Source organism: Flavobacterium sp. N2270, from assembly GCF_025947225.1.
Classification (GTDB): Bacteria; Bacteroidota; Bacteroidia; order Flavobacteriales; family Flavobacteriaceae; genus Flavobacterium.
This window is the reverse complement of the sequence record NZ_CP110005.1, coordinates 2,567,440-2,581,298: the sequence shown is the minus strand read 5'-3', so window position 1 is coordinate 2,581,298 and position 13,859 is coordinate 2,567,440. Positions and strand designations below refer to the sequence as shown.

Annotated in this window: 10 protein-coding genes; 3 read left to right on the top strand and 7 right to left on the bottom strand. The window is 29.5% G+C overall.

All coding sequences use genetic code 11. The annotated features are described in order from the left end of the window. Positions 1-15 precede the first annotated feature (15 nt). The 6 genes from OLM55_RS12175 to OLM55_RS12150 all read right to left on the bottom strand — a co-directional run bounded on the left by OLM55_RS12175 (position 16) and on the right by OLM55_RS12150 (position 8,831). A complete protein-coding gene (locus tag OLM55_RS12175; RefSeq protein WP_264559174.1) occupies positions 16-456 on the bottom strand; it encodes a Fur family transcriptional regulator in 441 nt (146 codons plus the stop codon). A 107-nt stretch (positions 457-563) separates the two neighbouring features. Then, entirely contained in the window at positions 564-2,783 is a 2,220-nt protein-coding gene (locus OLM55_RS12170) for a RelA/SpoT family protein (RefSeq protein ID WP_264559173.1), read from the bottom strand. 57 nt (positions 2,784-2,840) lie between these two features. Then, positions 2,841-3,629 (bottom strand): hypothetical protein, encoded by a 789-nt coding sequence (locus OLM55_RS12165; RefSeq protein WP_264559172.1) that lies wholly within the window; start codon positions 3,627-3,629, stop codon positions 2,841-2,843. Between the two features lie 12 nt (positions 3,630-3,641). Continuing rightward, positions 3,642-4,433, bottom strand: a complete 792-nt coding sequence (locus OLM55_RS12160) for a TrmH family RNA methyltransferase (protein WP_264559171.1) — start codon at positions 4,431-4,433, stop codon at positions 3,642-3,644. 67 nt (positions 4,434-4,500) lie between these two features. Further along, positions 4,501-5,799, bottom strand: a complete 1,299-nt coding sequence (locus OLM55_RS12155; protein WP_264559170.1) for an amidohydrolase family protein — start codon at positions 5,797-5,799, stop codon at positions 4,501-4,503. 32 nt (positions 5,800-5,831) lie between these two features. After that, entirely contained in the window at positions 5,832-8,831 is a 3,000-nt protein-coding gene (locus OLM55_RS12150; protein ID WP_264559169.1) for an amidohydrolase family protein, read from the bottom strand. Between the two features lie 496 nt (positions 8,832-9,327). Between OLM55_RS12150 and OLM55_RS12145 the strand changes: the two genes are divergently transcribed. Next, positions 9,328-9,498: a hypothetical protein gene (locus tag OLM55_RS12145; RefSeq protein WP_264559168.1), complete on the top strand. Its 171-nt coding sequence runs from the start codon at positions 9,328-9,330 to the stop codon at positions 9,496-9,498. A 380-nt stretch (positions 9,499-9,878) separates the two neighbouring features. Here the strand turns inward: OLM55_RS12145 and OLM55_RS12140 are convergent, their stop codons facing one another. Next, the gene (locus OLM55_RS12140) at positions 9,879-11,669 is read right to left on the bottom strand and encodes a gliding motility-associated C-terminal domain-containing protein (RefSeq protein ID WP_264559167.1); all 1,791 of its coding nucleotides are present in this window, start codon (positions 11,667-11,669) and stop codon (positions 9,879-9,881) included. Between the two features lie 106 nt (positions 11,670-11,775). Between OLM55_RS12140 and OLM55_RS12135 the strand changes: the two genes are divergently transcribed. Both OLM55_RS12135 and OLM55_RS12130 read left to right on the top strand, forming a co-directional pair. After that, the gene (locus tag OLM55_RS12135) at positions 11,776-12,759 is read left to right on the top strand and encodes a GNAT family N-acetyltransferase (protein WP_264559166.1); all 984 of its coding nucleotides are present in this window, start codon (positions 11,776-11,778) and stop codon (positions 12,757-12,759) included. Beyond that, positions 12,756-13,859 (top strand): DegT/DnrJ/EryC1/StrS family aminotransferase, encoded by a 1,104-nt coding sequence (locus OLM55_RS12130; RefSeq protein ID WP_264559165.1) that lies wholly within the window; start codon positions 12,756-12,758, stop codon positions 13,857-13,859. Before OLM55_RS12135 ends, OLM55_RS12130 begins: the two co-directional genes overlap by 4 nt.

Below are 13,859 nucleotides of genomic sequence, written 5' to 3'. Positions count from 1 at the left end.
TTGTTATTGAGTAGTTTATTGTTGTTTTTTTGTTGCGTAAAAATAAAGAGAATGTGTATGAATATCTATCCCAAACATTTCTTCCATAGTTTGTTTTATTTGGTGAATTCTAGGGTCGCAAAATTCAATTACTTCATTAGTATCTGTAATTATAATATGATCATGTTGTTTGTCAAAATAGCATTTTTCATAATGTGCTTGATTTTGTCCAAATTGATGACGCCTAACTAAACCACATTCTAAAAGAAGTTCAATAGTGTTGTAAAGGGTTGCTCTACTTACACGATAGTTTTTGTTCTTCATTTTAATATATAAAGATTCAATATCAAAATGTTCTTTTGTATTGTATATTTCTTGAAGAATTGCATATCGTTCGGGTGTTTTACGATGTGCTTTATCTTCCAAATACTTCGTAAATACGTTCTTTACAATTTCTTGATTTTTGTTATTTTCCATTTAGTGAACCTAATAAGTTGCAAAGATAAGTAAAGTTAAGCGTTAGTAGAAGTTAGTTTAATTTTTTTTCAACATACTTTTCAATACTATAATATTACAGTTATATTTTAAGCGTTATAAACTCTTGTTATTTTATCAATTCCATCAACTTTTTTAATGTTGTCAATCAGTTTTTTAAGAATGGTATTGTTTTGAACAATTACAGTAATTTGTCCGTTAAATATACCTGCATCACCACTTAATGAAATATTTTGAATATTTACATGCATTTGATTAGAAATGACTTTTGTGAGTTCGTTGGTTAAACCCATAGTGTCCATTCCAGTGATTTTTAAAACAGCTCTAAAATTTTCCTGACTAGAATCTATCCATTTTGCTTGCATGATTCTGTATGCGTAATTTGACTGTAAACTTATAGCATTTGGACAATCTTTTTTATGTACTTTAATTCCTTCATTAATGGTAAGAAAACCAAAAACTTCATCACCAGATATTGGATTACAACAAGTTGCTAACTTATAATCTAGTTTTGATTGTTCGGCTCCAAAAACAATTAAGTCATATTTTTTATTTTCATCATATTTATTAATTTGTTCAGGCTTAACAGATGGAGTTCTGCTGAATGGTTTTTTGAAAAAGTTGACTAAAGTATTATTCTTTTGTGCAACAAAATCTTTTAATTGTTGATTTTCTATAGCTCCAATTCCAATGCGGTAAAATAAATCTAAACTGGTTTGAAGTTTAAAAAACACAACTAATTCATTAATTGTATTTTCATTTAAAGATATTTTTAAATGACGAAGCTTTCGTGTTAATAATTCTTTTCCGTCTTCGGCAATTTTCTTAGTATTTTCGTTTAATACGTTTTTAATTTTTGTTTTGGCTCTTGAAGTTGTAACGTATTCTAACCAATGAATTGTAGGTTTTTGAACTGCCGAAGTAATAATTTCAACCTGATCTCCACTATTTAAAACATGATTTAAAGGAACTAATTTTCCATTGACTTTTGTTCCTCTTGTATGAATTCCAATTTCGGAGTGTATACTAAAAGCAAAATCTAAACTTGTTGCTCCTTTAGGAAGTGATTTGATATCTCCTTTCGGAGTAAATACATAAATTTCTTTGGCGTATAAATTTAATTTGAAGTCTTCAACAAAATCTACAGCATTTGAAGATTGATTTTCTAGCGCTTCTTTCAATTGGTTCAACCAAATTTCTAAACCATGTTCTTCAGTGTCTGCATTTTTATATTTGTAATGTGCAGCATATCCTTTTTCGGCAATTTCGTTCATTCGTTCACTACGAACTTGAATTTCAACCCAACGCCCTTTTGGTCCCATTACAGTAATATGAAGTGCTTCATAACCTGAAGATTTTGGTGAAGAAATCCAATCACGCAATCTACTTGGACTTGGTCGATAATGATCAGTTACAACTGAGTATATTTTCCAGGCTAAGAATTTTTCATCATTTGGAGTTGATTTGTAAACAATACGTAGCGCAAATTTGTCATAAACTTCATCAAAAGTTACGCCTTGAACACGCATTTTTCTTCTGATGGAATAAATTGATTTTGGTCTGCCTTTAATTGTGAATTCAACACCTTCTGCTTTTAAAGAGTCACCTATAATTTCAGAAATAGCTTTTATATATTCGTCTTGTTCTTCTTTGGTTTCTTTTATTTTACTTACAATATCTTTAAAAACTTCAGGTTCGGTATACTTTAAACCTAAATCTTCTAATTGTGTTTTAATATTATATAAGCCTAAACGATGGGCGAGTGGCGCATAAATGTATAATGTTTCTGAAGCAATTTTAGCTTGCTTATAATCGACCATGCTTTCCATAGTTTGCATGTTGTGTAATCTATCGGCAATTTTTATTAAAATTACACGAACATCATCATGTAAGGTAAGCAGCATTTTTCTAAAATTTTCCGCTTGAATACTTACATCTTGGTCGGTTTTTACTTTTGCAATTTTGGTTAAACCTTCTACAATTTTTGCAATACTTGGGTTGAACATTTTTTCAATGTCTTCCACAGTAATATCAGTATCTTCTACCACATCGTGCATTAAAGCAGCAGCAATAGAAGTTGCCCCAAGACCAATATCTCTTGCAACAATTTTTGCTACAGCTATAGGGTGAAATATATAAGCTTCTCCAGATTTTCTGCGCTGATCCTTATGAGCATCTACAGCTACATCAAAAGCCTTACGAATTAGTTTTTTGTCTTTATCGCTAAGTGTTTGATAACTAATGCGAAGTAACTCTTTATATTCTTGGGCAATTGCCTTGTTTTCTGCTTCAATTTCTATCTCGGTCATAGTAGGTCTTTAATAGCTTAAAATTAGGATAAAGATATGGAATGTGCAATAGAAAGTTTAATTATGAATTAATTCATTTGTAGTTCTTTCATCAATACCACCATTTATAACTTTATAATTTTGAAAAAAGTTAAATTTACTATTTTCAACTAAAACATTTCTTTCTGAAGGGTTTTTATTGATATTGTTTTTATGTATTTTCCAAACTTTTGAATGTTCAGATATTAGGTTGTTTTTTAGCTCAATTTCCCAATGATTTTCAGTTATTTTGCTTTTTTTAATTGAGTTTAAAAGCAAATCATTATTTAGATTTTTGGAAATTAAATTTATAAAGTTGTCAGGATAGTTTTTGTAACCAATAAGCCTATCTTTTTTTGATGAGATTATAACTGGAACATCATCAATTAACGAGTAGTATGAAAGATAGTTTTGGTAAATAGTAGATAAGTTAGAAATTCGAGTTATATAATAGGTGTTATTCGTGGAAGCTATTTTATTTTTGAATGAGATTAATACAATAGACTCTGAACCATATTGATTTTTATAGTTTTTTATATTCAGAATAATATTTTTATCTAAATCTATTTCTTCTAGTTTTTTATCGGTTTGTATTTTTAAATTAGAACAAGAATTTAAAAATATAATTAGAATTAAAAAAAGTAACTTATTCATTTCTCTAAAAATTACATATAAACCAATGATAATCATTCCTATTCTAGTAATATTTAAATTAAGATAAATAGTCTTTAGCATTCCTATTCTGTCTTTTTTATTGTTATCATAAACTAACAGGATTATTCCAAAGACTAAAAGCAATATGCCTAATATTAAATTTTTAATATCCATAAGTTAGTAATGTTAAAATCCTCTTTGTCTTTTTGCTTCGAATAATAAGATTGCTGCAGCAACGGAAACATTCATAGAATCGATTTCACCTTGCATTGGAATGATGATATTTTGTGTGCTGTTATCTCTAAAAGTTTGCGAAACACCAGTTGCTTCTGTTCCAACAACTAATGCTGTTGCGGAAGTATAAGATTCTTTATGGTATTCGTTGGAATTTTGAAGAGTTGCACTGTAAATAGAAATGTTTTTTTCTTTTAAAAACGCAATTGCTTCATCTGTGGTGCAAACTGCAATTTGATTGGTAAATACACAGCCTACGCTAGAGCGGATATTATTTGGATTGTAAATATCACTTTTTGGATTGGCAATAATAACTGCATCGATTTTTGCAGCATCAGCTGTACGAAGCATTGCACCAATGTTTCCTGGTTTTTCAATGCTTTCTAAAACTAAAATTAAGGGATTCTCTTTTAATTCTAAATCAGATAATTGTAAAGATTTACTCTTTGCAACTGCAATTATTCCTTCGGTTGAATCTCTATAAGCTAATTTTTGGTAAACGTCTTTTGAGATTTCAATTTTATCGACTGCGCTCGAAGCGACAATATTGTTTAATTCTTTTTCAGAAATGATTTCGGGTAAAAATAAAACAGTTTCTAATTCATAATTTCCCTTTAAAGCCAATTCAATTTCTCGTTTTCCTTCAATTAGAAAAGTCCCCGTTTGTTTACGAATTTTAGCTTTTTCTTGAAGTTGTACAAGCGATTTAATAAAAGGATTTTGAGCAGAAGTAATTTGTTTCATGAAACGTATTTATTTGATGCAAAACTACAAAAAAAAAGCCTTTTCAATTTGAAAAGGCTTCTTGTAATTATTTATTTGATTTTTCGTTTTCGTATTTTCCTTTGTATCGTTCGTAAAGTTCAGTTTGATGGCTTTCTAAACTTATTTCTCTACCGTCTATAAAAGCTTTTGTTATTGTATTTGTTCGCATGTCTAAAGCATCGCCATTTGAAATAAATAGTGTTGCACTTTTACCACTTTCTAATGAACCATAATTTGCATCGATTCCTAGTATTTTAGCCGTATTTAAAGTAATTAATTTCAACGCTTCTTCTTTAGATAATCCCCAAGCAGCACAAGTACCAGCATAAAAAGGAAGGTTACGAGCTTGCATGCGCTCCATATCACCAGAGTTTTCTAAACCAACTAAAATACCTTTTTCAACTAAAAGTTTAGCATTTTTATAAGGTAAGTTAACATCTTCGTCTTCTAAAACAGGTAAGTCGTGTACACGTCTTAATAGCACAGAAATATTATTTTCTTTTAATAAATCGGCTACTTTAAAAGCATAATAACCACCAACGATGGTCATGTTTTTAATGTTATTCTTTATTTTAAACAAAACAGCATCAATAATTTCTTTTTCTCCGTTTGCATGAACGAAAAGTGTTTTTTCTCCTGAAATAATACCTTTCATTGCTTCATAAGGAATATCTCTTTTAGAATTACTTGACTTTAAATAAGCAGATGCGTTATCGTAAAACTCTTGTACTTCTTTAAGTTGGTCATCGTACTTTTTGTTAGGCTCAATATTTCCTGGTTCTGCCCACCAACCTGATCTTGAATAACTTCTTGGCCAATATAAATGAATACCGCCATCTTTTTTAATAACAGCATCTTCCCAATTCCAAGCGTCTAATTGAACTACAGAAGAAGTTCCTGAAATCCTTCCGCCTCTTGGAGTGATTTGAGCTAATAAAACCCCATTTGGACGCATTGTTTCAACTAAAATTGATTCAGTGTTATAGGCAATTAAGCTTCTAATATGAGGATTAAATTCACCCATTTCACTTTCATCGTCGGATGCTCTTACAGCATCAATTTCAACTAAACCTAAAGTTGCATTTGGTGCAATAAAGCCCGGATAGATATGTTTTCCTGAAGCATCTATAATTACATCATGCTTCATTGGTTTCATCACTCTGGCATCGCCAATTGCTCCAATTTTTCCATCAATTATAGAAATTAAACTGTTTTCAATTACTTCACCATTCCCTAAATGTGCTTTTCCGCCCATAATAAGAATGCTTTTAGTTTGCTTTGAAGCAGGAGTTTGTTGGGCAAAAGCCAAGCAACTCATTAATAATAAAAGAATATATTTTTTCATTTTAAATTTTTTTTTTTGTTAAAAAAGCAATTTTATTTGTACTCTTCCATTGTATCACAATGGTAATGTTTGATTTCTTTTTTAACAGGTGCTTGTGTTTTTAAACCTTTATTTTTGGCTTCTAACATGGCATTAATTAATTCGCTTCTTTCTTTTTGAATGGTGTTTAAATTTTCTTGTTCTTTATTCAAATCATAAAATATTGCTCCTTCAATAATTGTCTTCTCAGCTTTAGCGTAAATTGAAAGTGGATTGTCTGTCCATAATACCACATCAGCGTGTTTACCTACTTTAATACTTCCAACTTTATCATCAACTTGTAAAATTTTAGCTGGATTTAGAGTTACAAAGTTCCATGCGGTTTCTTCAGAAACATCTCCATATTTTACAGCTTTAGCGGCTTCTTGATTTAACCTTCTTGACATTTCAGCATCGTCTGAATTGATAGAAACCAAAACCCCTTGACTGTTCATTAGGGCAGCATTATATGGAATGGCATCATTTACTTCAAATTTATAGGCCCACCAATCTGCAAATGTAGAACCGGCAACACCGTGTTCTGCCATTTTATCTGCTAGTTTATAACCTTCTAAAATATGAGTGAATGTTTGAATTTTGAATCCGTACTTATCAGCAACTTTCATCAACATGTTAATTTCAGATTGAACATAAGAGTGACAAGTAATAAACCTTTTCTTATTTAAAATTTCTCCTAAAACTTCCATTTCAATATCAAAACGAGGCATAACTTTGTTTTTACCCTTTTTTGATTTGTATTCTTTCCATTCTCTTTCGTATTCTAAAGCTCTTGTGAAGTAATCCTCATACACTTGCTCAACTCCCATACGTGATTGAGGAAAACGATTTCTTGCATAATCTCCCCAATTGGATTGTTTTACGTTTTCTCCAAGAGCAAATTTGATGTATTTTGGAGCATCTTTCATAATCATTTCATCTGGTGCATAACCCCATTTTAATTTGATGAATGCTGCACGACCACCAATAGGGTTTGCTGAACCATGTAATAAATTTGCAGAAGTAACTCCACCAGAAAGATTTCTATATATATTAATATCATCTGAATTTACAACATCTTCAATAGTAACTTCAGCTGATGAATTTTGGCCACCTTCATTAACTCCGTTAGAAATGGCAATGTGTGAATGTTCGTCAATAATTCCGGCAGTTAAATGTTTGTTTGTTCCATCAATTTCAAGTGCGTTTTTAGCAGAAAGATTCTTTCCGATTTTAGCAATTTTTCCGTTTTCAATTAAAACATCTGTTTTGGTTAAATGACCTTCTTTTTCACCTGTCCAAACTGTAGTGTTTTTTACTAAAATAGTTTGTTGTTTTGGTTTCTCGGTGTTCCCAAAAGGTAAATTTGGATAGGTAATTGCAACCATTTCTGGCACTACACTGTCTTCTTTTTTATCTTCTTTTTTATCTTCTTTAACTATTTCTTTTTTAGTTGCTGTCCAAGCAGTTTCTTTTCCGTTTTCTAAAACTACTTTTCCTTGTAAAATATTATTCATTTTTGTTCCTGTAAAACGAAGATATTCTGTTTTTAAAGTGTCTTTTGTTCGAACAACAATTGTTAACCAAGGTTCATTGAACGATAATTTGGTTCCGTAGTTAATACTGTCTTTAGAAATTTTTCCGTTTATTTTTTCTAATTCGCCATCGATATTTAATTCGAAAGTTTCATTATTGAAAACCAAATCGTATTTTCCTCTTATATCATCAGTATCCATTTTAGTAATAACTGAACGATTTCCTTGTACCCAGTTTTCATGAATGGTAGCATCATCTTCAAAAATATCTTTTGAAGTAATAATGAAATTAGCCAGTTTTCCTTTTCCTAAACTTCCAATTAAGTTGGATTGCTTAATTAGTTTTGCTGGAGTTTCTGTTAAAGCTGCAATTGCTTTTTCTTTTGGAAAACCATATAAGACAGCTTTTCTTAAGTTGGAAAGAAAATCTTCTGGTTTTTTATTATCTGAAGCAGTTAAAACAAAATTAATGTTGTTATCTGCTAATACTTTTAAGTTGAATGGTGCTTGGTTCCAAAATTTCATGTCACTAACACTTACTTGTTGGGCTAAGTATGGATCAGAAACATCATAAGCATCTGGAAAATCTAATGGAATTATATAAGTTGCGCCTGTTTTTTTAATTTCTTCAATTCGTTCGAATTCATTTCCACTACCTTTAATAAGATAGTTTATTCCAAATTCTTTACCAATTTTAGCAACTCTTAAACTTGAAAGTTTATCATTGGCTTCAAAAATTTGAACTAAATTTTTATTAGCATTAAAACTTTCTAACGACAAATCTTTAGTAGTAGAAAGTCCTTTGCTATACCAATCAGCATCATGATATACTTGTCTTATTAATGCCATTCCACCCATTAATGAAGATGGATAAGATTGTCTTGTATACTTACTGCGTTTAAACGTAAAATGTTGAGAAACTTTAGTGTTTAAAATACGAGTTGCATTATCTAAATTATCGTTAAGAGTCCAAAGAAATCCTGTACCTGCAATAATTCCATCGTTATGATGACTTAAAACGGTTCCAAAACCTACATTTCTTAATGTTTCAGCAGTTTTTGAATCGTAGTTTGTATTTTCAAAGGCATTGTACTCTGGTTTTACATGATCGTTCCAATAATAGCCTTCTCTTGAAGAATCGTATTGTGGAGTAAAGTTTCCACTTGGTCTTTGATTTGGTTTTTGAATTCCAAATTCACTAAATAGATCAATAAATGAAGGATATATTGTTTTTCCGGTTGCATCAATTATTGCTGTATTTTTTGGAATACTAACATTTGTACCCACATCAACAATTTTATTTTCCTTAATTAATAAAGTTGCTTTCTCTATTTTATTTGTTGAAGAAACATAAATCGTAGCATTTGTAATTGCGGTATAATTCTTAAAACTTTGTTTTACACCATCATTTTTTGGAAAATAATCTTGTGCTTGTAAACCAATACTAAAACAAAGTAAGAGCAGGATTTTGTAAAATTTCATATTTAGTTGCTTAAAATTTCTGCTAAATATAAGGATTAATCTAAAAATAAAGTTCAAATCTCTTTTATGAAGAAAAATTTAACAATTGTTCTTAAATATAGTTTTTAGTTTCAGTATAGAAATGAAATTTAGAGGGAATTCTAAAAATACGTGCGCCATACTTAGTATATATAACCATTTTAAGCCAAGGTTGTAATTATAAAAATATAGAATTATAGATGTAATCCATAGAATTATAATTATTATTAGTTTTAGCCTTGATGTATGATGCCATTGAATAATTGATGTTTTTGAGAACCAATTGAAATAATGGTAAGTATAAGAAAAAGCTATAAATCGCATTACTTGAATACCAATATTCGAAAAATACACATCATTTTTTGTGGTAGTTGAAAATTGATTACTATGTGTAATTATTTTTTGATTTAGTTTTTCAAATGAGTGATAGTTGTTCTGAATTTGTTCTGTAACAACAGAAAAATTAAAATTTATTGGAATGAGTAAAAGTGCTAAAGCAGATACAATGAAAATTACTAATGAAATTTTACCAGTTACACCTTTCTCTTTTAATGTACCAATTAAAATGAACAATCCTGTAAAAATAAATACATGGATTAATGTTGGTAAAAACATGGAGAAAGTAATGTTAAATTCACTGTCGAAATAATAAAAGAATACAAAACCAATTATTATTGATATAGTATTGAATATAATTTTTGATTTTAACTCTTTGAAATAAACCATACCGAAACTTGAGGTAAAAGCTATAAAGATAAATACCGCTAAATATTTTCTCAAATAATAGGATAAGGGTGAAAATAGAGCAATTGATATAAGGCACAAGATTAAAATATGAACATAATAATCTTTCTTTTGTGTAGTGAAATAGTTTTTTTTATGTAGCCAATTGATTTCAGTTAAGTAATGTAAAGGACCTAAAATTGCGTAAACAATTAAAAATAATTCAAAAGGAAATAGAAATGCAAAACAAAAAGAGAACAGCATCAAAAAAATATTAATGATGTTTATTTTGGTAACATTTTTCATTTATCTCGTAAGGTATAAATAACCAGTTAAGGGTTCATTATAATCTGGATCATTTAGGTAAAGAATATAGTAGTAAGTTCCATCAGGAGCATCATCTGGTCCAACTGATTTTTTAACTTTTCCATCCCAATCAGGCATGCTGTTATCACCAGTCCAAATGTGTTTTCCCCAGCGGTTGTATATTTCTAATTTAAAATTAACAAAAATATCGCGTAAGCCTTCAATATAGAAACTATCATTTAATCCGTCATTGTTTGCAGAAACTGCATTAAATACTTCTGGCGGACAGTTTCTTGTTCTTAGATTAAAAGAAGTTAAGCTATAACAAAATTCATTTTCAATTCTCACAAAAATTTCTTTTGGAGTAGTGATAGCTTCAAAATTAGTAGTATTGAAAATTTCATTATTATTTAAAAAGGCATCGTTATAACTTTCATGAAAAGTTACAATATGAGATTGGTCGTTCTTAACCAATTCTTCATAATTTGAAAAATCAAATATTCCTTTGGTTAAACCTAAGTTACATGATAACAAATCTTCTAAATAATTAAAAGTAGGTGGTAATTTTAATTCAATAACGGTTTCAAATTCATTATTTGTTTCTACAAGTTCAGTAACAATTCCTGATCTTGTTCCATTATCGTCTACAACAGCAGTAAGTGTAAAAGGGCTTGAAATAGCATTAGGAATATTTAATATAATAGTATTGTTTTCATTTCCGCCAATTGGTATGTCGTTTTGAGTATAAAAAGTGCCTAGTAATGTGTTTTGAGTATAAAAAGTAATTGGTGTATTAGCAGGTAAAAAATCAGTACTATTAACGTTATAAACAGTATAGTCTAGTTCTATATAACCTGTATTACATTCTGAAATGTAATTATTTAAAACAATTGTAGCATCGGGTAATTGACTGTTTAGTTTAGTTACAATTGCATTAATCATTACATAATCTTGATCTGAAGTTAATGAAATATCGGCAGTTGTGTCACCAATTTGAATGTTATTTTGAATAGTATAAATGTCTAAATCCATGTTGAATAAAGAGTTTGAACCTGTTACACTATTAGTACTGTTAAAAGCATTGTTACTTGGGTTTAGCGGAGGGTTACTTAATACACTTCCGTTAATGGTTAGTGACTCATTATTCGCAATTCCAACATCGCCTTCCCAAGCTAAGAAACCAATTTTAGCATCAAAATTATCAATAACGTTTAAGCTGTTTAGCGAAATATCAATTCTATCAGGAACAGCTTGCATTCCATCGTAAATATTCAATTGATTTAAGGGTAAAGCATCGTTTTGATAAACCACAATAATTGCCCAACCTCCAAAATTAGTTCTGTTTTGAAAATATTGAGGAATTTCAGCTGTTAAATCTAAATCAGAAAGTGTGTAAGTTCCATTTCCTGTGGCTTGTACTTGAGCAGTAATATCTTTAAATGCACTAAAATGTGGCCAACCAGAACTAGCTTGAATAATTGAAAACGTCCTATCAGGAGTTATATCAATTCCATTTAATTGTACATTAAAATCTCCGGTTCCACAACCTGCCCAGTATAAATAAGCTCGTTCAATAACATCAGTTGAAGCTAAATTTAAATCTGCGGAAGAACTTGTAAGAATTGTAGGTGAAGACATAAACGAATTTTCATTGGTATTTAAAGTATTACCAACAAATGTAAAATCATAACGTCCGTTAATTTGTGTATATAATGAAATATCCTGTGCAAAAAACGAGACAGGAATTAGTAGGCAAAATAAAAAAAGGATAAGAGTAATTTTTTTTATCATGAAAAAATAAATATTTCAGTACCAATATAATGTTTTTTATTAGAAAATAGTAAAAACTACTGCTGAAGAATTAAAAAATTAGTAATTTTCCAAAAAATAATTTCTATTGAATAACTATAGAGTTCATCGATATCAGTCAAGTCATTATAAGGATTGGAATACATTTGTAGCAAACGCAAAGAATGCAACATTTTTATTTCATAGAGACTTTATGGAATATCATAAAGATAGATTTGATGACTATTCATTGCTTATTTTTGATGTTAAAGATAAATTGGTTGCTGTTTTACCTGCGCATAAAGTTGAAAATATTTTACATTCTCATCAAGGATTAACTTATGGAGGACTAGTATTGAATGCGAAAGTGATTTTGTCAGATGTAATTTTAATTGTTAAAACGATTTTAGAGTTTTTGAACAAAAATCTTATAAGTAAGTTGCACTTAAAAATTATTCCATCCATTTACAATAGTTTTCCATCTGATGAAATGGAATATGTTAGTTTCCTTTTGGATGCAAAACTAAATAGGAGAGATGCATTAGCTGTTTTAGAAATTTCAAATCAAGTTCCTGTTTCAAGAGTTCGAAAAAGAGGAATCGAAAAAGGAAAGTCAAATGGTTTATTAGTTAAAGAAGAGAATGATTTTACTTCATTTTGGAACGAACTATTGATTCCTAATTTAAAAGAGCGATATAATGCAAATCCTGTTCATTCTTTAACTGAAATTTCTTATTTAAAGTCAAAATTTCCTAATCAAATTAAACAATATAATGTTTATCAAGTTGATAAAATAGTTGGTGGAGTTACAGTTTTTGTAACTGATAATGTGATTCATCCTCAATATATTTCGGGAAATAAAGCGTTCAATAACGAGCTTGGAGGATTAGACTTTTTGTATCATCATTTAATTAACGTAGTCTATAAAAATGAGAAATATTTCGACTTTGGAATTTCAAATGAAGAACATGGAAGAAAACTAAACGTAAGTTTACATTATTGGAAAGAAAGTTTTGGAGCAAGAACAATTGTTCAAAATTTCTATGAAATTGAAACTAAAAACCATTCACTTTTAGACACTGTTTTAATATGATAAAATTCCTAGATTTAAAAAAAGTAAACCAAACTTTTGAGAGCGCTTTCAAACAAAAAATGGAACAATTTTTAGAAGGTGGATGGTATATTTTAGGAAAGGAAGTAAAGCTTTTTGAAGAAAGTTTTGCGCAATATTGTGGAGCAAAACACTGCATTGGTGTTGGTAATGGTTTAGATGCTTTGGTTTTAATTTTAAAAGCCAATATTCATTTAGGGAAAATACAAAAAGGAGATGAAGTAATAGTTCCTTCAAATACTTATATAGCGACTATTTTAGCAGTTCTTGAGGCTGATTTAGTTCCGGTTTTGGTTGAACCAAGATTAGAAACATATAATTTAAATCCGGATTTAATTGAGGCTAAAATTACCTCTAAAACTAAAGCCATTTTACCGGTTCATTTATACGGTCAATTGTGTGAAATGGAGGCTATTAACAAAATTGCTCAAAAAAATAATTTGTTGATTATTGAAGATGCAGCTCAATCACACGGTTCTAAATTCAACAATCAACAATCAGCAATCAACAATCTTAAATCAGCGTCAGCATATAGCTTTTATCCAGGAAAAAATTTAGGTGCTCTTGGCGATGCTGGTGCCATTACCACAAATGATGATGAATTGGCTGAGGTTTTATTTTCACTTCGAAATTATGGCTCTAAAGTAAAATATGAAAATGAATTAATTGGAGTTAATTCTCGTTTAGACGAATTGCAAGCTGCTTTTTTAAATGTAAAATTACCAGAACTTGATAAAGAAAATCAAATTCGTAGAGAAATTGCAAAACGCTATTTAACTGAAATAAAAAACGAAAAAATAATTCTTCCTTTTTGGGACTATTCAGAGATTCATGTTTTTCATTTGTTTGTCATTCGAACAAAAAACAGAAATGATTTAAAAGAATATTTACTTAAAAACGGAATTGAAACAATGATTCACTATCCAATTCCACCACACAAACAAAAAGCGTTAAAAGATTGGAATGTTTTGTCTTATCCTATCTCAGAGAAAATTCATGATGAGGTTTTAAGTATTCCTTTAAACGGAACTTTGACGGAAGCAGAAATCAATAAAATCATTGCCACTTTAAATAACTACTAA

Coding starts and splice junctions, on each gene's coding strand:
- OLM55_RS12160 (WP_264559171.1), bottom strand. CDS start 4,433: ATGAAACAAATTACTTCTGCTCAAAATCCTTTTATTAAATCGCTTGTA.
- OLM55_RS12140 (WP_264559167.1), bottom strand. CDS start 11,669: ATGATAAAAAAAATTACTCTTATCCTTTTTTTATTTTGCCTACTAATT.
- OLM55_RS12145 (WP_264559168.1), top strand. CDS start 9,328: ATGAGTAAAAGTGCTAAAGCAGATACAATGAAAATTACTAATGAAATT.
- OLM55_RS12175 (WP_264559174.1), bottom strand. CDS start 456: ATGGAAAATAACAAAAATCAAGAAATTGTAAAGAACGTATTTACGAAG.
- OLM55_RS12165 (WP_264559172.1), bottom strand. CDS start 3,629: ATGGATATTAAAAATTTAATATTAGGCATATTGCTTTTAGTCTTTGGA.
- OLM55_RS12170 (WP_264559173.1), bottom strand. CDS start 2,783: ATGACCGAGATAGAAATTGAAGCAGAAAACAAGGCAATTGCCCAAGAA.
- OLM55_RS12150 (WP_264559169.1), bottom strand. CDS start 8,831: ATGAAATTTTACAAAATCCTGCTCTTACTTTGTTTTAGTATTGGTTTA.
- OLM55_RS12130 (WP_264559165.1), top strand. CDS start 12,756: ATGATAAAATTCCTAGATTTAAAAAAAGTAAACCAAACTTTTGAGAGC.
- OLM55_RS12155 (WP_264559170.1), bottom strand. CDS start 5,799: ATGAAAAAATATATTCTTTTATTATTAATGAGTTGCTTGGCTTTTGCC.